The following is a 25,479-nucleotide window of genomic DNA, read 5'->3' on the forward strand; positions in this document are numbered from 1 at the left end:
AGCAAATTCCACTACATTCGGAATGCGTGGAAATTCCCAAATTTATTATACAATTTTTTTCATTGCCGTCATTGATTCTCTCAACCATGCTCCTACTTCTTCAATAGGATGCTGACGAATTTCTTTATTAACTGCAATTAAAATATTATTATCTACTCCATTTGAAGTTGAAAATGGTTTTCCAATAATATTTGTTTCTACTTTTTTCATGAATTCAGTCAACAATGGCTTACAAGCGTGATCAAATAAATAACAGCCATATTCTGCAGTATCAGAAATTACACGGTTCATTTCAAACAATTTCTTTCTTGCGATTGTGTTTGCAATTAATGGTAATTCGTGTAATGACTCATAATAAGCAGATTCTTCAATGATTCCAGCCTCTGTCATAGTTTCAAAAGCTAATTCAACACCAGCTTTTACCATAGCAATCATTAAAACTCCATTATCAAAATATTCCTGCTCAGAAATTGGAGCATCTTGCGGAGCTGTTTTTTCGAAGTTAGTTTCTCCTGTTGCAGCTCTCCATTTTAATAAATTAACATCGTCATTAGCCCAATCAATCATCATAGTTCTTGAGAATTCTCCAGAAATAATATCGTCTTGGTGTTTTTGGAATAACGGACGCATGATGTCTTTTAATTCTTCTGCTAATTCGTAAGCTTCAATTTTAGAAGGATTATTTAAACGATCCATCATGTTTGTGATACCACCATGTTTCAAAGCTTCAGTGATAGTTTCCCATCCGTATTGAATTAATTTTGAAGCATATGCTTTATCGATTCCTTTTTCAACCATTTTATCAAAACATAAAATAGATCCTGTTTGAAGCAATCCGCAAAGAATTGTCTGCTCACCCATTAAATCTGATTTTACTTCAGCTACGAAAGATGATCTTAAAACCCCTGCTTTATGTCCTCCAGTTGCTACAGCGTAAGCTTTTGCCTGATCTAAACCAAATCCGTTTGGATCATTTTCAGGGTGAACTGCAATAAGTGTTGGTACACCAAAACCTCTTTTATATTCTTCACGAACCTCAGAACCCGGACATTTAGGCGCACACATGATAACTGTGATATCTTCACGAATCTGCATTCCTTCTTCAACAATATTAAAACCGTGAGAATAAGCTAAAGTCGATCCTTGTTTCATTAATGGCATAATCGCAGTAACAACAGATGTATGTTGTTTATCTGGAGTAAGATTACAAACTAAATCAGCAGTTGGAATCAACTCTTCATAAGTACCTACTTTAAACCCATTTTCAGTTGCATTTTTATATGAAGCTCTCTTTTCAGCAATTGCATCTGCACGCAATGCATAAGAAATATCTAAACCTGAATCTCTCATGTTTAAACCTTGATTCAAACCTTGTGCACCACATCCAACAATAACAACTTTTTTCCCTGCTAATGCTGAAATTCCGTCTGCAAATTCTGACTGCTCCATAAATTCGCAAACTCCAAGTTGCTCTAATTGTAATCTAAGTGGTAATGTGTTGAAATAATTTGCCATTTTGTTTTAAAATATTTAATGAAATGAAATTTAGTAATTAATTTATTTATAATTGCTTGTGATCGTGTAATATCACATATTAATTCTTTATTTAAAGGTTTCTAACAATGATGAAATCTCCATTTTTTCTTTAGAAACCGAAATTCTTCCCGAACGTACAAATTGCATAATTCCGTATGGTTTGAATTTTTGATATAAATCTTCAATTTCTGAACGTCTTCCTGATTTTGAAATCACAAAGAAATCTCTTGAAACTGTTACAATCGTCGATTGGCTGTCTTTGATGATATTTTGAATTTGTTTTTCATCAAACAACAAACTTGAAGCTATTTTAAAAAGAGCATTTTCTAAAAAGATAGTCTCTTCATCTGTATGATAAAATGCTTTTATAACTTCGATTTGTTTTTCAATCTGTCCCACAATATTCTGAACCCATTTCTCCGTTGTATTTACTACAATGATAAATCTTGAAACATTTTCTATTTCTGATTCTGAAACATTTAGACTTAATATATTAATGTGTCGCTTTAAGAATATTCCAGATATTCTATTTAATAAACCCACATTATTTTCTGAGTATACCGATATGGTAAATGTTTTATCTTCCATTTTGTTTTTTAGTTTTTTTTGTTTCAAGTTTCAGGTTTCACTCCCGATAGCGATCGGGATTGAAACAAATAAAACTTGAAACATGAAACCTTTTTTTTAGCTTAATCTAATTTCTGAAACACATGCTCCTGTTGGAATCATTGGGAAAACGTTGTTTTCCTTTTCGACCATGACTTCTAAGAAATAAGAATCTTTTGAAGCAAGCATTTCGGCAACTGCAGCATCTAAATCTTCACGATTTGTAACTTTTTTAGATTTAATATGATACCCTTCGGCAATTGCAGTAAAATTTGGATTAATCATTTTTGTTGATGCATATCTGTTATCAAAGAATAATTCCTGCCATTGACGCACCATTCCTAAAAATTCATTGTTTAGAATTACAATTTTTACCGGAACTTGTGTCTGGAAAATTGTTCCTAATTCCTGAATGGTCATTTGGAAACCTCCGTCACCAATAATAGCTACAACTTCACGATCTGGTCTTCCCATTTTGGCTCCAATTGCAGCTGGAAGTGCAAATCCCATTGTACCTAACCCACCAGAAGTAATATTACTTTTTGTTGAATTGAATTTAGCATAACGACATGCAAACATTTGGTGCTGACCAACATCTGAAACAATAATCGCATCACCTTTTGAGTGTTTGTTGATCATTTCGATAGTTTCTCCCATCGAAAGTCCCGGAGTTGCTGGGTTTAATTCGTCTTTGATAACTGTATCGTATTCAATTTTAGCCAATTCTTTAAACTCATTGTGCCACAAATCGTGTGATTTTGCATCCAATAATGGTAATAAAGCAGCTAAAGATTCTTTTACATCACCTAAAACAGCAACTTCTGTTTTAACGTTTTTATCGACCTCTGCTGGATCAATTTCGAAGTGAATTACTTTTGCCTGTTTAGCATAAGTACTTAATTTACCTGTAACACGGTCATCAAAACGCATTCCGAAGGCAATTAAAACATCACATTCGTTCGTTAGTAAGTTTGGCGCATAATTTCCGTGCATTCCTAACATACCTACATTTAAAGGGTGATCTGTTGGCAGAGCCGAAAGTCCTAAAATAGTCCAAGCTGCCGGAATTCCTGATTTTTCAAGAACTGCTTTAAACTCGGCTTCAGCCTGACCTAAAATAATTCCCTGACCGAAAACTATAAAAGGCTTTTTAGCACTGTTGATTAACGCAGCAGCCTCGGCAACTTTGTCTAATTTTAATTTCGGAACCGGAACATAACTTCTAATTCCTGTACATTTTTCATAACTAAAATCCAGCTCATCAAACTGAGCATTTTTAGTAATATCAATTAATACTGGTCCCGGACGTCCAGAACGAGCAATATAAAATGCTTTTGCAATGATTTCAGGAATTTGAGAAGCCTCGGTTACCTGAAAATTCCATTTTGTAACCGGAGTCGAAATTCCGATAATATCTGTTTCCTGAAAAGCATCAGATCCTAATAAATGTCTTCCAACTTGTCCGGTAATACAAACCATTGGAGTTGAATCGATTTGAGCATCAGCAATTCCGGTAACTAAATTTGTTGCTCCCGGTCCAGAAGTAGCAATTGCCACTCCTACTTTTCCTGTTGCTCTAGCATAACCCTGAGCAGCATGTGTTGCACCTTGTTCGTGACGTACTAAAACATGGTGTAACTGATCCTGAAATTTATATAATTCGTCGTAAACCGGCATGATTGCTCCTCCCGGATAACCATAAATTAAGTCTACTCCTTCTGCTAATAAACATCTAATAACGGCTTCGGCGCCTGATATCCTAATTGTTCCCATTTGGTATATTTTTTTCAATCTCAAAAATCAATTTCAATATCAAAATTCAATGGCAATGCAAAAATCAATTTCAACTATAAATTTTAAATTGATCTTTTGTTTTTTTTACCTTTTCTTGCGATTTAATTTTGATATTGACATTGTTATTGAAATTGTTTTTTAAAATTGTAATTGAATGCTAGTTATCGGTAACACATCCTGTTGATGCGCTTGAAACCGACCTTGCGTATTTAAGTAAAACTCCCCTGTCAACTTTTAGCGCTGGTTGAACCCAAGCCGCTTTACGAGCTGCATATTCTTCGTCAGATATCTTTAGGTCGATTGTATTTTTCACAGCGTCGATAGCAATTATATCTCCATCTTTTACTAGTGCAATACCACCACCATCATATGCTTCTGGTGTAACGTGTCCTACCACGAATCCGTGTGAACCTCCGGAGAATCTACCATCTGTAATTAGTGCACAGCTGCTTCCTAATCCAGCTCCAATAATGGCTGATGTCGGTTTTAGCATTTCAGGCATTCCCGGACCACCTTTTGGTCCACAACCCCTGATGACGACTACATTACCTGGTTTAATTTTTCCGGCCTGAAGACCTGGAATTACTTCAAATTCACCTTCAAAAACTACAGCCGGTCCTTCAAAATATTCTCCTTCTTTTCCGCTGATTTTTGCTACAGCACCTTCAGAAGCTAGATTTCCGTATAAAACCTGAATATTTCCAGTTGGTTTTAATGCTTTTTGAATTTCATGAATTACTTCTTGTCCGTCTTGTAAATCCGGAGTTGAAGCTAAATTCTCCGCAACTGTTTTTCCTGTTACAGTTAAACAATCTCCGTGAATCAATCCTACTTTTAATAGATATTTCATTACTCCCGGAATTCCTCCAACTTCATGAATATCTTCCATCATATATTTACCACTTGGTTTCATGTCAGCAAGAACCGGAGTTCTGTCGTTAATAGCCTGAAAATCATCCAAAGTAATTGTGATACCAACAGAATGTGCCATAGCAATTAAGTGCATAACAGCATTTGTAGAACCTCCTAAAACTGCTACAATTGTAATAGCATTTTCGAAAGCTTTACGAGTCATAATATCTCTTGGTTTAATATCTTTTTCTAATAAAATTTTAATTGCAGCTCCGGCAGCAAGACATTCGTCTCTTTTTTCCTGACTTAAAGCAGGATTAGAAGAGCTGTATGGCATACTCATTCCTAATGCTTCAATTGCAGAAGACATTGTGTTTGCAGTATACATTCCACCGCAGGCACCAGCTCCCGGACAAGCATTTTGAATAACTCCTTTAAAATCTTCCGGAGTAATTTCTCCTTTTACTTTTTTTCCTAAAGCTTCAAAAGCAGAAACGATATTTAAAGATTCTCCTTTCCATTTTCCAGAGTGGATTGATCCTCCGTAAACCATCATTGACGGGCGGTTTAATCTTCCCATTGCGATTAACGCTCCGGGCATATTTTTATCACAGCCGGGAATTGCGATGATACTATCGTACCATTGTGCTCCCGCAACTGTTTCTATAGAATCTGCAATAACGTCACGAGATACTAATGAATAACGCATTCCTTCAGTACCGTTTGAAATTCCGTCACTAACACCAATGGTATTAAAAATAAGTCCGACCAGATCTGCATCCCAAACACCTTTTTTAACATCTTTTGCTAAATCATTCAGGTGCATGTTACACGTGTTACCATCGTAACCCATGCTCACAATCCCTACTTGTGCTTTTTTTAAATCTTCTTCAGTTAAACCAATACCGTACAACATCGCTTGCGCCGCTGGCTGAGTTTGATCTTGAGTGATGGTTTTGCTGTACTTATTTAATTCCATTATTGTATTATTTATTTTAATTTTTATTCAAAAAAAAACCTTCCAGTATTTGGAAGGTTTGTAATATAGTTTTTCAATTATATTTATACCATTCCCGATGCAGATGTGCGAAACACATTGACAACAACGACAGAAGTAATAATAATTGAGATTTGCATCTTTATTTTTTTAGTGTTACAAAAGTACGGAAACTTTAAGAACTAAAAAAATAAAATCTCAACATTTTCAATACTTCTTGTTATTTAATTCATAATTTTAATAAAAACTTTAAACTATTGTCGACTGTCCGATATGAACATTGTCATTTCTGAAATATAACAGGTCATCTTTGCTGAAAATAACATTTGAAACAAACTCCCCTACTTCATTTGTACCGAATTTTGAATCTGGTTTTAAGTCAACTGTAACTACTTTATATTCAATAGCTTTTTCAATAGCTTTATAAATCACATTTGCTTCTGTAAACAATCCGAAATGCTCTAACAACATTGCTGCTGATAAAATTGAAGCAATTGGATTGGCAATATTTTTTCCTTTTGCCTGAGGATAAGATCCATGGATTGGTTCGAAAAGCGCATTTTTTTCTCCTAAAGATGCCGAAGCCAATAAACCAATTGAACCTGTAATTACACTTGCTTCATCTGATAAAATATCTCCAAATAAATTTTCTGTCAAAATCACATCAAATTGTTTCGGATTTAAGATGATTTGCATGGCTGCGTTATCAACAAATAAAAAGTCTAAAAGAACATCTGGGTAGCTTTCGCCCACTTTTTGAACAACTTTTCTCCATAATCTTGAAGTTTCCAAAACATTAGCTTTGTCAACCATAGTCAGCTTTTTGCGTCGGTTTTGTGCCGATTTAAAAGCTAAATGTGCAATTCTTGTAATTTCTTCTTCTGAATATTCACATAAATCTGAAGCATGTGTTCCTTCTTCATTTAATGTTTTAGCTCCAAAATAAGCACCGCCTGTTAATTCTCTGAAAATAGTAAAATCTGCACCTTCGATAATTTCTCTTTTTAAAGGAGATGCGTCAACTAATGCCTTATAAGGTTTTATTGGGCGAATGTTAGCAAACAATCCTAATTCTTTACGAAGTTTCAATAATCCCTGCTCCGGACGAACTTTTGCATTTGGATTATTATCGTATTTAGGATCACCAATGGCGCCAAATAAAACAGCATCAGTATTTAAACAAAGATTTAAAGTTTGTTCCGGCAGCGGGTTTCCAGTTTTGTCAATGGCGATAGCACCCATGAGTGCTTCTTCAAAAACAAATTCATGATTGTACACTTCACCAATAGCGTATAATGCTTTTTTGGCCTGCGCAATAACCTCTGGTCCAATTCCGTCTCCTGGTAAAACTGCTATTTTCAAATTCATAACGTCTCGTTCTTTATGATTTAAATCTTTGTTATTTTTTTCTTTTTGTTGTAATTATTTTTAAACACATAGAATCATAGATTTTGCAAGCTTAAAAAGGCGTTTCACTTGCATTAACAAACATAGCTATGTGTTAGAAACTAGTTTCTTTTTTTATTCTCTAACACATTTAAAACCTATGTTTCTATGTGTTAAAGTTTTTTATCTTGCTTCTTTGCTCTATTTTCTATTCTCTATTTTCTTTTCAACTAGCTTCTAATTAAATCACCTTCAATTTTAGAAGCTTCGATAATTTGGTGAATATCTGCATCTACAACTTCTTTTTTGATATCTGCAAATTTCAGGAACTCAATATATACAATGTCTAATTGTACTTTAGTCAACTCGTAACCTACTTTTTTAGCACGGTAAGCTAATGCTGCTCTTCCGCTTCTTGCAGTCAAGATGATTGAAGATTCGTTTACACCAACATCAAGCGGATCCATGATTTCATAAGTTGCTCTGTTTTTGATAACACCATCCTGATGAATTCCAGAACTGTGTGCAAAAGCATTTGCTCCTACGATCGCTTTATTTGGCTGTACAATCATTCCCATACTTTCAGAAACCAAACGACTCATTTCGTTTAATTCTCTAGTATTAATGTTTGTATCTAAATTTAAGTATGGATGTTGTTTGAAAATCATTACCACTTCTTCAAGTGCTGTATTTCCTGCTCTTTCTCCAATACCATTAATAGTACATTCTATTTGTCTTGCACCATTTATAGCTCCTGCAATTGAGTTTGCAGTTGCCATTCCTAAATCATTATGACAGTGACATGAAAGGATTACGTTTTCGATTCCTTTTACGTTTTCTTTTAAATATTTAATTTTTGCTCCGTATTCTTCTGGAAGACAATATCCTGTTGTATCAGGAATATTTAATACAGTTGCACCAGATTTAATTACTTCTTCGCAAACTTTTGCAAGGAAAGCATTGTCTGTTCTACCAGCATCTTCTGCATAGAATTCAACATCTTCTACATATGTTTTTGCGTGAGCTACTGCAAATTTTGCTCTTGCAATAATATCTTCCGGGGTAGTTTGTAATTTATGGAGTATATGAGATTCTGAAGTTCCGATTCCGGTATGGATTCTAGGTCTTTTAGCGTGCTTTAAAGCAGCTGCAGCAACATCAATGTCATTTTTTACGGCTCTTGTCAATCCGCAGACGGTTGCATTTTCTACAATTTTACAAATCTCAGAGACCGATAAAAAATCGCCCGGACTTGACACAGGGAAACCGGCTTCGATAATATCAACTCCCATTTTGTCTAGTCGTTCTGCGATAACTAATTTTTGCTTAGTATCTAACTTACATCCTGGAACTTGTTCACCGTCGCGTAATGTGGTGTCAAAAATTTGAACTTTCTCTCTATTCATATTCATTTATTTAATGTAATTTCACATCTTGATAACAAATATATATTGTACAATCGCAGTACGAAATTCATTTTAATGAAATTATACTGTTCATAACACAATTTATAACAAGATAAACAACTAGCAATCAATAAGTTATATTATTATTTTTTACAATGGCTAACCATCAAAAAGATTCCTTATTTGTTCTGATAAAATCACTTTCCAAATCTGAAAAAAGGCAGTTTAAAATTTTTGCAAGCCGATTAGAGACAAGTTCGAATACTAAATTCATTGAATTATTCAATATTTTAGATAAATCTGAAACCTATGATGAAAAGCTGATTTTGAAGAGCGGAAGTATCAAAAAAGTACAGTTATCTAACTTAAAATCATACTTATACAAACAAATTTTGGTAAGTATTCGTTTGAATATTCCCAGCCAGAACATTCGTTATCAGTTACGTGAACAAATTGATTTTGCTGTGATTCTATATAATAAAGGTTTGTATAAACAGAGTTTAAAAATTCTGGACAAAACAAAACAGCAGGCTTTAGAAAACGACGAAAAATTAATGGCTTATGAAATTGTAGAATTTGAAAAACTAATCGAATCACAATATATTACCCGAAGTATTCAGGGCCGCGCCGACGAGCTGGTTATTCAGGCCAAAGAATTAAATTACAGAAATACTATTTCAAGTAAATTATCAAATCTTTCGCTTCAATTATACGGAATCATGCTGAAAACGGGTTACGTAAAAAGCGATGAAGAGTATAAATATATTGATGACTATTTCAACAAACATATTGCAAAACTAGACGAAAGTAAATTTGGTTTCCGCGAAAAATACTGGTTTTACAATGCTAATTTATGGCGAAGCTTCCTGGTTCAGGACTTTTTAGCAAGTTATAAGTTTGCTTATAAATGGGTTCAGCTTTTTTATGATAATCCGAATATGATTTATCTGAATCCGGTATTTTTCTTAAAAGGAAACCACTATTTTCTGGAGTCGCTTTATATGCTGAAATATACGTCGAATTTCAAAAGATATCTTTCACTTTTAGAAGAAACCATTCAGGATCCAAAATTTCCGGTAAACGATAACATTGCATCACTATCATTTCTTTACATCTATAACAATAAACTGAATTTACATATTTTGGAAGGTACTTTTGCCGAAAGTGAATATTTAATTCCAGAGATTTTAGAAAAATTAAAATTACACAGCGAACATCTTGATGAACATCACGAAATGTTGTTTTTCTATAAAATCGCTTCTATTTATTTTGGAAATGAAAAATACAATGAATGTATTCTTTACTTAGATAAAATCATCAACAACAAGAACTTAACCATGCGTGAAGATTTAATGTGCTTTGCCAGACTTTTGTCTTTAATTGCACATTATGAATTAGGAAAAGATTATTATTTAGAAAATCATCTTAAAAGCACATACAAGTTCTTATTGAAAATGAATGACTTGCATGAAGTTCAAAAGGAAATCATTAAGTTTTTAAGAAACCTGAACAACTTTTACCCTGCTGATATCAAAAAGGAATTCAAGAAAATGCACGCTCGTTTTGTAGAGCTTGAAAAGAATACTTATGAAAAAAGAGCTTTCTTATATCTTGATATTATTTCATGGCTTGAAAGTAAAATTGAGAATCGTAAAATTGCGGATATAATTAAGGAAAAGGCGAAGTTGAATAGTCGATAATTTAAATTCCAATTTTTAAATTCCAAATTCCAAATAGTTTACGTTACGACCTTTGTCAAAGTTTAAAACTTTGACAAAGGTTTCCGCGCAAAATTACTTCGCATCAAACCCGACAGGTTTTTAAAACCTGTCGGGTTTACTAAACGCAAAAAATCCCAAACTCCATAATTGGAATTTGGGATTTTATATTTTAGAATTTTAAAAAACTTTATTCGATTATATTAGAAGTCGTTACATAAAAATCCTTATCAACTTCTACTTTTCTATCTTCATTAGTTGTTTTTTCAGACTGCCATTCTGTTGTTGGTTTTAACCAAGTTTCAACACCGTTTAATTTTACTCTAACCGGCATATCAAATTTAGCCACACAATTTGTCCAGTGATATCCGAACGTTCCGTTTTTAAACATGTATTCAAAAACCGGAATTTGCGTTGTAGTCAAATATTGTGCATAAACTCTGTTGAAATTAATTCCGGATTGCTCGTTGATATAATCCTGAATTTGTTTACCAGTAACCGTTTGATGATAGAACGTTTTATTCATTCCTCTCAAAATCGATCTCCATTTTGCATCATCATTAATAACCTGACGAATCATGTGCAGCATTGAAGCACCTTTTGGGTACATATCTCCAGAGCCTTCATTATTTACATCATAATGTCCGATAATTGGAGTGTCGTTTTTAATATTTTTTCTGCATCCGATAATGTATTCAGCCGCAGCATCTTTTCCGTAATAATATTCAATGAAAAGGCTTTCAGAGTAATTTGTAAAACTCTCGTGAACCCACATATCAGCAATATCTTTATACGTAATATTATTGGCAAACCATTCGTGGCCAGATTCGTGAATAATAATAAAATCAAATTTTAATCCCCAGCCCGTTCCGCTTAAATCACGGCCTAAATAACCGTTTTTATATTGGTTTCCGTACGTTACAGAACTTTGGTGTTCCATTCCTAAATACGGAACTTCTACCAATTTATAACTGTCTTCATACCAAGGATAAGGTCCAAACCAGTTTTCAAAAGCTTTCAACATTCTTCCAGCATCTTTAAACTGTTCTTTTGCCAAAGCCAGATTATCTCTTAAAACATAATAATTACAGTCTAAATCGCCTTTTTCTCCTTTATAAACCTCAGAGAAATTAACGTAATCACCAATATTAATATTTACACCGTAATTATTAATTGGGTTTGAAACGTACCAATTGAAGGTTTTTGTTCCGTCTTTTTCTTTTTTAACACTTTGTAATCTTCCGTTAGAAACATCCGTTAAATCTCCCGGAACATTCACGCTGATTAACATATTTTCTACTTCATCATACATATGGTCTTTATTTGGCCACCAAACGCTGGCACCTAAACCCTGACAAGATGTAGCAATAAAATCTTTTCCGTTTTTATCTTTTTTCCAAGAAAATCCGCCATCCCACGGCGCTCTCACGGCTTCTTTAGGTTTTCCTTCAAAAGAGATCACTATTTCTTTAGTATCACCAACTTTCTGCTTTTCAGTTAAAGTGATGAAGAATGCATTTCCGTCTCTTTCAAATTTTAATTCTTTCTTATCCTGCGTTACTTTCGTAATTTTCATAGGCTCCTGCAAATCAATCTGCATTCTGTTATTCTCTGTTAAAACAGTATAACGAACTGTGTTAGAACCTGAAATCGCTTTTTCTTTAGGATTAACTTTTACATCAAGATGATAGTATTTTAAATCCCACCAGGCTCTTTCTTTTGTTATGCTTCCGCGTAAAGTATCCTGATGTGTAAAAACGGTTTCTCCTTTATTAAGAAGCCCCTGGGCATTGGCACTAAAACCAATTAAAAAAGCAGTAAAAATGCTTCCGAAGTAATTTTTCATTAGTAAAATGGTATTATTTTGAAATCAATCTGTAACAAATGTAAACATTCGAATTAAGATTTCTAAAATTTTATGATTTCTTCCTAAAAAAAGAAACCCGATAAACGATCAAATTTATTGGGTTTCTTTTTTAATTATTTCCGAAGTTTAATTTGTGATATTAAATTCTGTCACGTAAAAGTTTTTGTCAACAGCCAAAGTTGATTTATCATCCTTTACATTTTCTGCTTTCCAGTCTGTTGTTGGTCTTAACCATGTTTCAACACCGTTTAAAGTAACTTTTAAAGGAAGATCAAAATTTTCTACACAATTGATCCAGTGATAAACCAATTTTTGATTTTGAAAATAATATTCAAAAGTTGGAACCTGAGGTGTTCTTAAATACTGATCAAAAACCGGACTCAAATTAATTCCCGATTCTTTACTTATATAATCTTCAATTTGTTTTGTTGTAACCGTTTGATGGTAAAAAGTTTTATTTAAACCTCTCAAAATCGATTTGAATTTGGCATCATCATTTATAACCTGACGAATCGTATGAATTATATTCGCTCCTTTTGGATACATATCGCCAGATCCTTCAACGTTTACATCATAATAGCCAATAATTGGTTTTTTATTGGTAATCACTTTTCTAATTCCTCTTATATATTCATTTGCGGCGTCTTTTCCGTAATAATACTCAATAAAAAGCGATTCAGAATAAGTTGTAAAACTCTCATGAATCCACATATCTGCAATGTCTTTATACGTAATATTATTTGCAAACCATTCATGTCCAGATTCATGAATAATAATATAATCAAATTTTAATCCCCAGCCTGTTCCGCTTAGATCGTTTCCCTTATAACCATTTTGATAGTCATTTCCGTAAGTCACAGAACTTTGATGTTCCATCCCTAAATACGGAACTTCAACTAATTTATAACTGTCTTCGTAAAACGGATAAGGTCCAAACCAGTTTTCAAAAGCTTTCAGCATTTTTGGAGCATCCTGAAAATGTTTTTTAGCAATTTCAAGATTATCTCTCAAAACATAATAATTGCAGTCTAAATCGCCTTTTTCTCCTTTAAATTTCTCAGAAAAGTTAACGTAATCTCCAATATTTATATTTATCCCATAATTATTAATTGGGTTTGAAACATACCAATTAAAGGTTTTTGTTCCGTCTTTTTGTTTTTTAACGCTTTGTAATCTTCCGTTAGAAACATCCGTTAAATGTCCCGGAACATTTACGCTAATCAACATATTTTCGACTTCATCATACATATGATCTTTACAAGGCCACCAAACGCTCGCGCCCAAACCCTGACAAGATGAAGCGATGAAATCTTTTCCGTTTTTATCTTTCTGCCATGTAATTCCTCCATCCCATGGCGGTCTTACGGCTTCTTTAGGTATTCCGCCAAAAGAAACTATGATTTCTTTCGTTTCGCCAACTTTTTGATTTTCAGTTAAAGTAATGAAAAATGCATTTCCGTCTCTTTCAAATTTTAATTCTTTTCCGTTCTGTGTTACTTTCGTGATATTCATTGGTTCCTGCAAATCGATCTGCATTTTATTGTTCTCTGTTAAAACAGTATAACGAACCGTATTTGAACCAGATATAGTTTTGTCTGCAGGATTTACTTTTATATCCAGATGATAATATTTTAAATCCCACCAGGCTCTTTCTTTTGTAATGCTCCCGCGTAAAGTATCCTGATGTGTAAAAACGGTTTCGGACTTATTCATAAGTCCTTGAGCATTGGCAGCAAAACCAATTAGAAAAGCTATTATAACACTTCCAACGTATTTTTTCATTATAAATTAAGTTTTGAATTAGTTATAATATTAGTATAAATTTTTAATTTATGTTACAGATTTGTATTCATATACAGTATTGTTTTTTTATTTTAGCTAAAATTTACCAGTTTTATGAAATTTAGCTCGTTTTTATTCCTTTTGATATTCCTGTATTCAATACATACTTATTCACAGACATTTCCCGTTCATAAAACAAGCGATAAAATAACAATTGACGGAGATTTAACCGATTGGAAAACACCATTTTTAGGCCCGTTTGTAATTCATAATTCCGGTGAAAAAGCAACACAAAACACAATGGTTTCACTTTCGTGGAATGACGAAAACCTTTATATCGCCTATCGTTCCATAGATTCGAAAATAGTTGGAAAGGCTCAGAAAAAAGATTCAAAAATTTATGAAGCTGATGATTTAGTAGAAGTTTTTATTGATCCGGATGGCGATGGAAAAAATTATCTTGAAATTGGTGTGAATGCATATTCAACTTATTACGATATGCTTATAAAGTGTATTTCTCCTGAATGCGGAGGCTGGAAAACGGCAATGAATTTTGATATTGAAGGATTAGAAGCTGTGAGCAAAATAACTCCTGAAGGTTTTGATACCGAAATTAAAATCCCTTTTTCAAGCTTAGAAAAAATTGAAAACGGAAATTTTATGAAACCAACAATTGGTACAAAATGGAAAGCCAATACTTTTAGGATTGATTACGGTAATACAACTGAATATCTTGCTTTACAGAATTATAAAAGTTTAAAATTTGGATTTCATCATCCAGAAGAATTTGCTGTTTTTGAGTTTGTGGAGTAAGCTTTGCGAGATGGCACGCAGATGACACGGATTCGCTATGCGAAAGCGTGGATTTATACGGATTTTTTCCTTTTTGTTAACCGCAATTTTTGTCAGACTGAGCGAAGTCGAAGTCCCGTTTGCTGAATCACTTTTGCGGGACTTCGACTTCGCTCAGTCTGACATTCTTCCATTAAAATAATATTAATATTACTTCTGGCGCTTTTTCAAAACATCAACAACATCATTCAACTGAAAACCTTTTGCCTGTAATAAAATCAAATAATGAAAAAGTAAATCAGCACTTTCGCTAAGGAATAAATCATCATTATCATCTTTTGCTTCGATGACAACTTCTACAGCTTCTTCGCCTACTTTTTGGGCAATTTTATTGATTCCTTTTTCGAATAATGAAGCAACATAACTTTTCTCAGAATCAGCATTTTCTCTACGGGTTTTGATTGTATTTTCTAACTGAGAAATAAAACCGTAATTTTCCTTGTTTTCTTCCTGCCAGCAAGTATCTGCGCCTGTATGACACGTCGGCCCGACAGGTTTTGCCTGAATTAAAAGCGTATCGCCGTCGCAGTCGTTTTTAATACTTACCAAGTTTAAAAAGTTACCGCTCTCCTCGCCTTTTGTCCAAAGTCTTTGTTTGGATCGGCTAAAGAATGTTACTTTTTGTGTTTCTATTGTTTTTTGAAGCGATTCTTCGTTCATATAACCCAGCATCAAAACATTTTTTGTTTCTGAATCCTGAATTATTGCCGGAATCAATCCGTGTGCGCTTTTTATATCGATTTCCATTTTAGATTTTAGATTTTAGATTTTAGATTTGATTCTCTGAAATCTTATTATTTTTTTATTTTGAATCTTCTCTTTCTTCTTGCTTCTTGCTTCTTGCTTCTTTTTTAAAGTCTAACTTCAATACCATTATACCTAAGCTCTTGTTTCAAAGCTTTTATCTCAATTTCTTTAAAGTGAAAAACACTCGCTGCCAAAGCCGCATCTGCTTTTCCTTCTTTAAAAGAATCTACGAAATGCTGAATATTTCCAGCTCCGCCCGAAGCAATTATCGGAATATTAATTAAGGTTGATAATTTAGCCAAAGCTTCGTTTGCAAAACCATTTTTAGTTCCGTCGTTATCCATTGATGTGAATAATATTTCGCCGGCACCGCGTTCTGCAACTTCTACAGCCCAATCGAATAAATTTAATTCCGTTGGCACTTTTCCACCCACTAAATGTACAATCCATTGTCCGTCAATTTGTTTGGCATCGATTGCCACTACAACACATTGGCTTCCAAATTTCTGTGCCAAGTCATTGATTAATTGCGGATTTTTTACTGCCGATGAATTAATCGAAACTTTATCTGCTCCGTTATTCAGCAGAATTTCAACATCTTCAACAGACGAAATCCCGCCGCCAACTGTAAACGGAATATTGATTTTTTCCGCTACACTTCGCACCATATTAACCAGCGTTTTACGTCGCTCTTCTGTTGCCGAAATATCAAGAAAAACCAATTCATCCGCTCCTTCTGCTGAGTAAATTTCTGCTAGTTCTACAGGGTCTCCTGCATCACGCAAGTCAACAAAGTTAACGCCTTTTACGGTTCTTCCGTTTTTTATATCTAAGCAGGGTATGATTCTTTTTGCTAACATCTTTTTGTTGTTTCACAGAGATTCACAAAGATAACGCAGAGATTCGCAAAGATTTTTTTTAGTGAATCTTTGTGTTTTACTTCGTGCATCTTTGCGAAATAATCTTATTTATTTAAAATATAATTTTCAAGCTGCTTTAATGTAATTCTTCCTTCATAAATCGCTTTCCCAATAATGGTTCCTTCACAGCCTAATTCAGCTAATTTAGGTAATTCATCAAAAGTTGAAATTCCGCCCGAAGCAATTAGTTTTACCCCGTTTGCTTCTTCTAAAATTTTGCCATAAAGATCAAAACTCGGCCCTTCAAGCATTCCGTCTTTGGCAATATCGGTGCAAATAACATACTGAATTCCTTTAGTTTGATAATCCTGAATAAACGGAATCAAATCTTCATTTGAGTCTTCTAACCAGCCTGAAACTGCTATTTTCTCCTCTTTTGCGTCAGCGCCTAAAATAATTTTATCAGAACCGTATTCTGAAATCCATTTTTCGAAAATGGCTCTGTTTTTTACCGCAATACTTCCACCTGTAATTTGATTTGCACCGCTTTCAAAAGCAATTCTCAAATCATCATCTGATTTTAATCCGCCGCCGAAATCAATTTTTAAAGTTGTTTGTGAAGCAATTTGTTCCAAAATCTTATAATTGACAATTTTGCTAGATTTCGCACCATCTAAATCTACTAAATGCAGATACTCAATTCCATGTGCTTCAAATGATTTCGCTACTTCAAGCGGATTTTCATTGTAAATTATTTTTGTATCATAATCCCCTTTTGATAAACGAACACATTTTCCGTCAATGATATCTATGGCTGGTATTATTCTCATTTTTGATATTTTAGATTTCTGATTTTAGATTTCTGATTTTAGATTTTAGATTATTTTCTAAACTGACATTTTGATTGAAATTGATTTTTGATATTGGAATTTGGGATTTAAGAAATTGGAATTTTAAAATTTACATTTTTAAAAAATTCTCTAAGATCTTCTCCCCAACAGCACCGCTTTTTTCTGGGTGAAACTGAGTACCGTAAAAATTATCTTTTTGTAAAGCCGATGCATATTCTAAATCGTAATTTGTTGTTGCAATGGTTTCTGCGCAATTTGGAGCATAAAAACTATGAACCAAATACATAAACTCATTTTCAGGAATAGATGTAAATAAATCCGATTTTAAGTTATAAATCTGATTCCATCCCATTTGAGGTACTTTTACCTGATTTGTAAACTTTATCACATCAACATCAAAAATGCCTAAGCCTTTTGTGTTTCCTTCTTCAGATGAATTACACATCAACTGCATTCCAAGGCAAATTCCTAAAACAGGCTGTTTCAAAGTCGGAATCAAACTATCTAAACCGCTTTCACGAAGTTTTGTCATTGCCGAACTTGCTTCACCAACTCCAGGGAAAATCACTTTATCTGCCGCCTGAATTTCTTCTGGATTATTACTTAAAACAGCTTTAAAACCCAATCTTTCAATAGCAAACATAATGCTCTGAATATTTCCTGCTCCGTAATTTATAATTACTATTTTCATAAAAAAGCTTTAAGCTTTAAGCCGTAAGCTTTAGGCTTATTGCCTATTGCTTATAGCATATAGCGTTTTACAACATTCCTTTCGTTGAAGGCAAAATCATTTTTTCGGTATCTCTTTTTACAGCTACTTTTATGGCTTTTGCGAAAGCTTTAAAAATAGCTTCAATTTTATGATGTTCGTTGATTCCTTCAGCTTTGATATTTAAATTGGCTTTTGCTCCGTCAGAAAATGATTTAAAAAAATGATAGAACATTTCTGTTGGCATTTTTCCAACCATTTCACGCTTAAATTCAGTTTCCCAAACTAACCAGTTTCTTCCGCCAAAATCAATTGCAACCTGTGCTAAACAATCGTCCATTGGCAAGCAGAATCCATAACGCTCGATTCCTAGTTTATTTCCTAATGCTTTTGCGAAAACTTCACCTAAAGCAATTGCAGTATCTTCGATTGTATGGTGCTCATCAACTTCTAAATCGCCTTTTACCAGAATCTCTAGATCCATTTGACCGTGACGCGAAATTTGATCTAACATATGATCAAAAAAAGCAATTCCGGTTTCGATTTTACTTTTTCCCGTTCCGTCAAGATTTAAATTGATATAAATATCCGTTTCATTTGTTTTACGGGTTATGGACGCAGAACGTGCTTCAAGTTTCAAAAACTCATAGATTTTTTTCCAATCCATCGTTTGTAAAATAATCGTTTCGTTTAATTCCTCTCGTTTAGACGAAATTTCATTGCTTCCTATTCCATCCGTGTCATTCATAAAAACAGCTTTTGCACCAAGGTTTTTCGCCAGTTCAACATCTGTTAAACGATCTCCTAAAACAAAAGAATTTGCTAAATCATATTCAGGATTATTTAAATATTTGGTCAACAATCCCGTTCTAGGTTTGCGTGTTGGCGCATTTTCTTCAGGAAAAGTTCTGTCAACAAAAATTTCATCAAATACAACACCTTCGTTTTCAAAAGCTTTTAAGATAAAATTCTGTGTTGGCCAAAACGTGTTTTCAGGAAAACTATCTGTTCCTAACCCGTCCTGATTGGTTACCATTGCTAGTTCGTAATCTAATTCATTGGCAATTTTAGCCAGATATTGAAAGGCTTTTGGATAAAATTCCAGTTTATCTAAACTGTCTAATTGGTAATTTTCAGGTTCTAAAACAATCGTTCCGTCACGATCGATAAAAAGTACTTTTTTCATATATTTTTATTTTTTTCTGCCACAGATTATACAGATTAAAAATGATTTTTTTATTTGCCACGAATTGCACTAATTTTCACAAATTTTTAAATTTAATTTCATCCGTATTGGTGTAGTCCCTATGGGACAATTGTTGATGATATTAATTCTTTTTTCTACCGACATTTAATCTCTACGAGATAATTCTTTTTAAAAAACCAGAAATATTTAATCTCTTCAAAGAACTCCGTTAGGAGTTAGATATCGGTAAAAAAAATACTCCAAATGAATATTTGTCCTGTAGGGACTATACTTTCTTTATATTCTATATTTTTTTGCCACTAATTTCACAAATTAACACGAATTGAATTAGTGAAAATTTGTGCAATTCGTGGCGAAAACCTAAACACAAACGGAATAAATAATCCGTTTAATCTGTGTCATCTGTGGCCTATATCTTTACTTCAACAACTTCAATTCTTTAATCAAAACAGCATTTTCCTCTGGAATACCAATTGTAAAACGAAGGCAGTTTTCACATAAAGGCTGTGTTGTTCTGTTTCGAATTACGATTCCTTTTTCGATTAATTGATTGTATCTTTTATTGGCGTCATCTACTTTTACTAAAACAAAATTGGCTTCGGTTGGACAAACTTTTTCTACAAAATTAACTTCAAGTAAAACTTTAAGCAACTCTTCTCTTTGTTCAATAATAGAAGCTATTTCTTGTTTTATTTTTTCCGAATCTTTTAAACGTTCTTTTGCTCTTTGCTGTGTCAGTTCGTTTACGTTATATGGCGGCTTTATTTTATTTAAAACCGAAATAACAGCTTCTGACGCATAGCAGATTCCTAAACGAATTCCAGCCAAACCATACGCTTTTGAAAGTGTTTGTGTAATGATCAAATTTGGATATTCGTCGATTTCAATAAGCCAGCTTTCTTTCTCCGAAAAGTCAATATAGGCTTCATCAATAACAACTAATCCTTTAAAATTTTGAAGCAGTTTTACCACGCTTTCATCAGAAAAAGAATTTCCCGTTGGGTTATTTGGAGAACATAAAAAGATGATTTTTGTGTTTTCATCAACGGCTTCTAGGATCTTTTCAACTTGTGGCTGAAAATCATTTGTGAGCAGAATTTCTCTGTTTTCAATCGCATTTATATTCGCTAAAACGCTGTACATTCCGTATGTTGGCGGAAGTGTTATAATATTATCTGTTTTGGGTTCGCAGAAAGCTCTGAAGATCAAATCTAAAACTTCGTCACTTCCGTTTCCTAATAAAATCTGACTTTGTTTTGTATTGTTATTTTTAGCTAAAATTGCTTTAACCGAATTCTGCTGCGGATCTGGATAACGATTTACACCATTTTGAAACGGATTTTCATTGGCATCCAAAAAAATCATTTCGGCGGTATCAAAATCTTCAAACTCATCTCTTGCAGACGAATAAGGCTTTAAAGATTTTACGTTTTCACGTGTAATTGTGTTTATATCGAAAGTATTCATTTTCTAAGTTTTGCTCCTGCAAGGTTTTCAAAACCTTGTAGGTATTATTCATTAAGGTTATAAATCTAAAATTTATTTAAACCTACGAGGTTTTGGAAACCTCGCAGGACTTCAGACGAAGTGTTACTGCGTTTTTATGCGCTTGTAAACCTTCTGCTTCAGCCATAATTTCAATTGCTTTGCCAATATTCTGAATTCCTTTTTCAGATATTTTTTGAAAAGTCATTGATTTCATAAAACTATCAAGGTTTACGCCGCTGTAATTTTTAGCATAACCATTTGTAGGCAAAGTGTGATTTGTTCCAGATGCGTAATCTCCGGCACTTTCAGGAGTATAATTTCCAATGAAAACCGAACCTGCATTTACGATTCCGTTGCAGTAGAAATCATCATATTCTGAGCAGATAATAAAGTGTTCCGGGCCATATTCATTAATTAAATCTAATGCGATTTGATCATTTTCGACATAAATTAATTTCGAATTTTCGATTGCTTTTATCGCGATTGCTTTTCTTGGAAGCACTTCTACCTGCGATTGAATTTCTTTTTCTACTTCGTCGATTAATCTTTTAGAAGTCGAAACTAAAATGACCTGACTGTCTGTTCCGTGTTCTGCCTGAGACAATAAATCTGACGCTACAAAGGCTGGAACTGCAGTATCATCGGCAACAATTAACAATTCTGATGGGCCGGCAGGCATGTCAATCGCAACACCAAACTGCGTTGCTAATTGTTTTGCCACAGTTACAAACTGATTTCCGGGACCGAAAATTTTATAAACTTTTGGAATTGATTTTGTTCCGAAAGTCATTCCGGCAATTGCCTGGATTCCGCCGACTTTTAATATTTTAGTTACACCGCATAAATTGGCGGCGTACAAAATTGCTGGATTTATTTTTCCAGTTTTATCCGGAGGCGAACACAATACAATTTCTTTACAGCCTGCAATTTCAGCCGGAACTGCCAGCATTAAAACGGTTGAAAACAACGGTGCTGTTCCGCCCGGAATATACAATCCTATTTTTTGAATTGGTCTTTTTTCCTGCCAGCAATTTACGCCTTCAATAGTTTCAACTTCAATTCTTTCGGTTTTTTGAGCGCTGTGAAACTTGTAGATATTATCTTTTGCTAATTGAATTGCTTCTTTTAATTCATTCGGAATCAATGCAATTGCTTCTTTTACTTCTGCTGCAGTAACTTCATAATTTTCTAAAGTGATTCCGTCAAAAATTGAAGTGTATTTTGCTACGGCTTCATCTCCTTTTTTCTGTACTTCTCTGAAGATTTCTTTTACCGTAACTTCAATATCATCAATCGTTTGGGTTGGTCTTTTTAATATTTCAGACCAGGTATCTGGTTTTGGATTATCTATTTTATTCATTTTTTTTTATGCTTTAAGCTTTAAGCTGCAGGCTTTAAGCTTTATTAACGTTGTGTTTGTTTTTACCGCAAAGTTCGCAAGGTTTTTTCTGTTCTTTGGCTTAGAAAACGATAAGTTCGCAAAGCTGTTGTCGAGAATTGGAATTTGGAATTTAAAAATTGGCATTTTGCTTTTACAATACCATTTTCTCAATTGGGCAAACTAAAATTCCTTCTGCTCCAACTTCTTTTAATTGATCGATTACGTCCCAAAAAGTATCTTTATCAATTACAGAGTGAACACTGCTCCAGCCTTCCTGCGCTAATGGCAGAACGGTTAAACTTCTTAAAACCGGAAGGATTTTTCCAACTGCATCGATTTTCTCATTTGGAATATTCATCAAAATGTATTTTGAATTTCTCGCTCTTAAAACCGATTGTATTCTGAATTTTAAGGTGTCGATGTGTTTTTGAATTTCTGGAGAAACTTTTGGTGAAACGGCTAAAACTGCTTCGCTTTTCAGTATCACTTCAACTTCTTTTAGATTGTTTTTGAATAAAGTGCTTCCGCTTGAAACGATATCGACAATTGCATCGGCAAGTCCAATGTTTGGTGCGATTTCTACAGAACCTGAAATTTGGTGAATATCTACAGTTAACCCGAAAGAATTGAAATATTCGTTAACTGTATTTGGATAAGAAGTTGCGACTCTTAAACCTGCTAAATCCTGAATTGAATTGTATTCGAAGGTTTTAGGAACGGCAACAGAAACTTTGCATTTTGAAAATCCTAATCGCTGTACCACTTCAATTTCTTTTCCTTTTTCCACTAAAAGATTGTCGCCAACGATGGCTAAATCTACTACTCCGTCAATTAAATACTGCGGAATATCTGAATTTCTTAGATACAAAACTTCAAGAGGAAAGTTTGAAGCTTCGGCTTTTAACTGATCGATTCCGTTGTTGATTGAAATACCGCAGTCTTTAAGGATTTGAATGCTGTCTTCGTTTAAACGACCCGATTTTTGAATTGCAATTTTTAAAGTACTCATTTTTCTTTTTTTTGTTAGACTAATAGTTTGAGTACAAAGAATTGGTATAAAAAAACCCGTTTGATGTACTCAAACGGGTTTTAAAATATGATGATTTACATGCATACCATTAACACATCGCTTGAGAGCAATAATGAAAATGATGATGATGTAATTGATTTGAAATCATTGTTTGGTTTGTTTTTATAATTCTTTGATTCGGTTGCAAATATACTAGTTAATTTCATAAAAAAGCAATTTTTAATATAACTTAACGATAGTTTATTGTTAAAAAAAATCTGAAGCGCTGTTTTTATTGAAAATTTTCAATTTACGAAAACGTTTTCCAAATCCTTATTAAATACTAAAATTACTGTTGTCCCTACTCCTATCTCGCTTTCAATTTTAAATTTAATATGAAGCAGTTCTGTAATTCTTTTTACAATAGAAAGTCCTAAACCAACTCCTTTAATTTCTGGATGTTCGGTATAATTAGATCTGAAAAATGGGTTTAAAATCATTTCTAAATCTTCTTTTGCAATACCAATTCCGTTATCAGAAATTTTGCAAACTATTTTATTGTTTTCTTTAAATAGCAAAATCGAAACTTCTCCATCAGGATTTGTATACTTCAAAGCATTTGAAATAATATTTCTAAGAATTGTAATGATTAAGAAATTATCTGACTGAATATAAAAATCTGTTCCGGCATCAAATTTTACATCAAGTTTTTTATTTTTTATTTTTTCAGAATTCAGGGTTAAAACATCTAAAATTATCGCATTTAAATAAACTTTTTCTGCATTAATCTGTTGTTTCTGATTGTCAAATCGAGCCATTGTTAAAAGCTGATCTACGAGCATATTTAAATGGTCGACTTCGTTGATGCAATAATTTATTTTATCCTCGTATTCCTTATTATCTCTTGGTTTACGAATAAGCACTTCAAGTGTTCCTTTAATAACGGTTAATGGTGTTCTTAATTCGTGCGAAGCATCAGATGTGAATTGTTTTTCACGTTCTATCGCATCTTCAATTCGGTTTAATAAATTGTTTATGGTTTTCGAAAGTATGTACAATTCATCGCGTGTTTTAGGCAGCTGAATGCGTGCTTTCAGATTGTCTTTTGTAATAATTTTTGAAGTATTAATTATGGCATTTATGGGCTTAATACTTCTGCCTGCAAAAAATCTGGCCAGAAAAAACAACAATATTAAAATCGCTAAAAAAGACAAAAACATGATATCAAATAAATTGTTTAATACCAATTTAGAATCCGACAGGGACATTGCTACAATGATATAGCCTATTTCTTTATTCTGAACACTTAATTTAACCTGAATTTGTCGAATGGCATGATCTCCCATTTTCGTATCAAACAATTCATAATCCCCAACAGAATCATGAAATTCAAGTGTTTGTGTTTTTAGGTTTGGCGCTTTTTCAATAATTTTTTTATTCAAATCTAAAAACTCCACAAAAACAGGATTTACATCAACGGTATTGTGTTCACGTTCCTCCCACTCTTCTTCATCAATAAGGATTACTTTGCCGTTTTGTACTTTAATTTCTTCTAAATGATTTTTAATTTCAACTTTGATATTTTCGTCGATGTGACTGTAAACGGTATGTTTTACGATAGAATATATAACCGAAAAAACCACAAGAATCAATAGACCTGTGGTTATGATATAGTTTAAGGCAATTCTGTTTTTAAAGGAAAGCTGGTTCATTTATAAGTCATTTGCAATGTAACCTACACTGCGGATGGTTTTGATATAATCTTCTTCTATTTTTAATTTGAGTTTTTTACGAATGGCATTCATAAAAACATCAATTACGCCGGTATCGTATTCAAAATTAATATCCCAAACGTCTTTTAAAATCTGGTTTCGCGTGCAGACTTTTCCTTTGTTTCGTATTAAATAAGTCAAAAGTTCAAATTCTCTTTGTGTTAAAGCAATTTCTTCATCATTTTTTAAAACAATATGCTTAGTAAGATCTATTTTAATAGTTCCCAATGACAGCGTTTCACCGCCGCCCCTGTTTCTAAAATGGATTTTAACTCTTTCTACCAATTCTTCAAAACTAAAAGGCTTTTTGATATAGTCATTTGCACCTGCTTTTAGGCCTTCTATAGTTTCCTGAACCGTATCTTTTGCGGTTAAAAAAATTATGGGTGTTTTTTGGTCTTTGATCCTGATTGCTTTGCATAAATCCAAACCATTGATTTTAGGAATCATCCAATCGAGCAAAATCAAATCAAATTTATGATTCTGAGTTAATTCAAAAGCTTTTGAACCATCATTTGCGGTTGTAATTTTATACCCTTCTTCCCGCAGTCCCTGTTCTAAAAACTGAACAATTCCTAACTCATCTTCAACAATTAAAATATGCATATCGTATTATTTTGATCCAGGATTAATATCTCTTTTACTCTTCAAAGATAGAG

The 25,479-nt window shown here is 33.4% G+C and carries 20 protein-coding genes; 2 read left to right on the top strand and 18 right to left on the bottom strand.

Annotation, left to right across the window (positions count from 1 at the left end; translation table 11 throughout):
* Positions 1-45: 45 nt before the first annotated feature.
* The 6 genes from ilvC to BUE10_RS00785 form a co-directional block, all read right to left on the bottom strand.
* Positions 46-1,515 (bottom strand): ketol-acid reductoisomerase, encoded by a 1,470-nt coding sequence (gene ilvC, locus BUE10_RS00760; protein WP_073481248.1) that lies wholly within the window; start codon positions 1,513-1,515, stop codon positions 46-48.
* An 87-nt stretch (positions 1,516-1,602) separates the two neighbouring features.
* On the bottom strand, positions 1,603-2,124 hold the full coding sequence (gene ilvN, locus BUE10_RS00765) for an acetolactate synthase small subunit (RefSeq protein WP_073481250.1): 522 nt from the start codon (positions 2,122-2,124) through the stop codon (positions 1,603-1,605).
* A gap of 96 nt (positions 2,125-2,220) precedes the next feature.
* Positions 2,221-3,915, bottom strand: a complete 1,695-nt coding sequence (gene ilvB, locus BUE10_RS00770; RefSeq protein WP_073481252.1) for a biosynthetic-type acetolactate synthase large subunit — start codon at positions 3,913-3,915, stop codon at positions 2,221-2,223.
* A 178-nt stretch (positions 3,916-4,093) separates the two neighbouring features.
* Entirely contained in the window at positions 4,094-5,767 is a 1,674-nt protein-coding gene (ilvD, locus tag BUE10_RS00775) for a dihydroxy-acid dehydratase (RefSeq protein WP_053474513.1), read from the bottom strand.
* Positions 5,768-6,034: 267 nt separating this feature from the next.
* On the bottom strand, positions 6,035-7,153 hold the full coding sequence (gene leuB / locus BUE10_RS00780; protein ID WP_053474512.1) for a 3-isopropylmalate dehydrogenase: 1,119 nt from the start codon (positions 7,151-7,153) through the stop codon (positions 6,035-6,037).
* Between the two features lie 248 nt (positions 7,154-7,401).
* The gene (locus BUE10_RS00785) at positions 7,402-8,577 is read right to left on the bottom strand and encodes a 2-isopropylmalate synthase (protein ID WP_073482969.1); all 1,176 of its coding nucleotides are present in this window, start codon (positions 8,575-8,577) and stop codon (positions 7,402-7,404) included.
* A gap of 155 nt (positions 8,578-8,732) precedes the next feature.
* Here BUE10_RS00785 and BUE10_RS00790 point away from each other — a divergent pair, with 155 nt between their 5' ends.
* A complete protein-coding gene (locus tag BUE10_RS00790; protein WP_073481254.1) occupies positions 8,733-10,277 on the top strand; it encodes a hypothetical protein in 1,545 nt (514 codons plus the stop codon).
* Positions 10,278-10,485: 208 nt separating this feature from the next.
* On the opposite strand, the gene BUE10_RS00795 is transcribed toward BUE10_RS00790, so the two are convergent.
* Entirely contained in the window at positions 10,486-12,141 is a 1,656-nt protein-coding gene (locus BUE10_RS00795) for a M1 family metallopeptidase (RefSeq protein WP_073481256.1), read from the bottom strand.
* Positions 12,142-12,288: 147 nt separating this feature from the next.
* Complete coding sequence (locus BUE10_RS00800; protein ID WP_073481258.1) at positions 12,289-13,944, bottom strand: M1 family metallopeptidase; 1,656 nt, start codon at positions 13,942-13,944, stop codon at positions 12,289-12,291.
* 114 nt (positions 13,945-14,058) lie between these two features.
* Between BUE10_RS00800 and BUE10_RS00805 the strand changes: the two genes are divergently transcribed.
* A complete protein-coding gene (locus BUE10_RS00805; protein WP_073481260.1) occupies positions 14,059-14,757 on the top strand; it encodes a carbohydrate-binding family 9-like protein in 699 nt (232 codons plus the stop codon).
* A gap of 189 nt (positions 14,758-14,946) precedes the next feature.
* On the opposite strand, the gene hisIE is transcribed toward BUE10_RS00805, so the two are convergent.
* From hisIE to BUE10_RS00855, 10 genes are all read right to left on the bottom strand, one after another.
* Positions 14,947-15,543 (bottom strand): bifunctional phosphoribosyl-AMP cyclohydrolase/phosphoribosyl-ATP diphosphatase HisIE, encoded by a 597-nt coding sequence (hisIE, locus tag BUE10_RS00810; RefSeq protein WP_073481261.1) that lies wholly within the window; start codon positions 15,541-15,543, stop codon positions 14,947-14,949.
* Positions 15,544-15,647: 104 nt separating this feature from the next.
* A complete protein-coding gene (gene hisF, locus BUE10_RS00815; protein WP_073481263.1) occupies positions 15,648-16,403 on the bottom strand; it encodes an imidazole glycerol phosphate synthase subunit HisF in 756 nt (251 codons plus the stop codon).
* A 104-nt stretch (positions 16,404-16,507) separates the two neighbouring features.
* Positions 16,508-17,233, bottom strand: a complete 726-nt coding sequence (gene hisA / locus BUE10_RS00820; RefSeq protein WP_073481265.1) for a 1-(5-phosphoribosyl)-5-[(5-phosphoribosylamino)methylideneamino]imidazole-4-carboxamide isomerase — start codon at positions 17,231-17,233, stop codon at positions 16,508-16,510.
* A 130-nt stretch (positions 17,234-17,363) separates the two neighbouring features.
* Entirely contained in the window at positions 17,364-17,945 is a 582-nt protein-coding gene (gene hisH, locus BUE10_RS00825; RefSeq protein WP_073481267.1) for an imidazole glycerol phosphate synthase subunit HisH, read from the bottom strand.
* A gap of 67 nt (positions 17,946-18,012) precedes the next feature.
* The gene (gene hisB, locus BUE10_RS00830; RefSeq protein ID WP_073481269.1) at positions 18,013-19,149 is read right to left on the bottom strand and encodes a bifunctional histidinol-phosphatase/imidazoleglycerol-phosphate dehydratase HisB; all 1,137 of its coding nucleotides are present in this window, start codon (positions 19,147-19,149) and stop codon (positions 18,013-18,015) included.
* A 438-nt stretch (positions 19,150-19,587) separates the two neighbouring features.
* Complete coding sequence (gene hisC / locus BUE10_RS00835; protein ID WP_073481271.1) at positions 19,588-20,637, bottom strand: histidinol-phosphate transaminase; 1,050 nt, start codon at positions 20,635-20,637, stop codon at positions 19,588-19,590.
* An 82-nt stretch (positions 20,638-20,719) separates the two neighbouring features.
* Positions 20,720-22,018 (bottom strand): histidinol dehydrogenase, encoded by a 1,299-nt coding sequence (gene hisD, locus BUE10_RS00840; RefSeq protein ID WP_073481273.1) that lies wholly within the window; start codon positions 22,016-22,018, stop codon positions 20,720-20,722.
* Between the two features lie 172 nt (positions 22,019-22,190).
* Positions 22,191-23,048: an ATP phosphoribosyltransferase gene (hisG, locus tag BUE10_RS00845; protein ID WP_073481274.1), complete on the bottom strand. Its 858-nt coding sequence runs from the start codon at positions 23,046-23,048 to the stop codon at positions 22,191-22,193.
* Between the two features lie 305 nt (positions 23,049-23,353).
* Positions 23,354-24,760 carry a sensor histidine kinase gene (locus BUE10_RS00850; protein WP_073481276.1) on the bottom strand — a complete coding sequence of 469 codons (1,407 nt, stop codon included), beginning with the start codon at positions 24,758-24,760 and terminating at the stop codon, positions 23,354-23,356.
* Positions 24,761-25,426 (bottom strand): response regulator transcription factor, encoded by a 666-nt coding sequence (locus BUE10_RS00855; protein WP_073481278.1) that lies wholly within the window; start codon positions 25,424-25,426, stop codon positions 24,761-24,763.
* Positions 25,427-25,479 lie beyond the last annotated feature (53 nt).

Source organism: Flavobacterium sp. CF108 (assembly GCF_900129795.1).
Lineage (GTDB): Bacteria > Bacteroidota > Bacteroidia > Flavobacteriales > Flavobacteriaceae > Flavobacterium.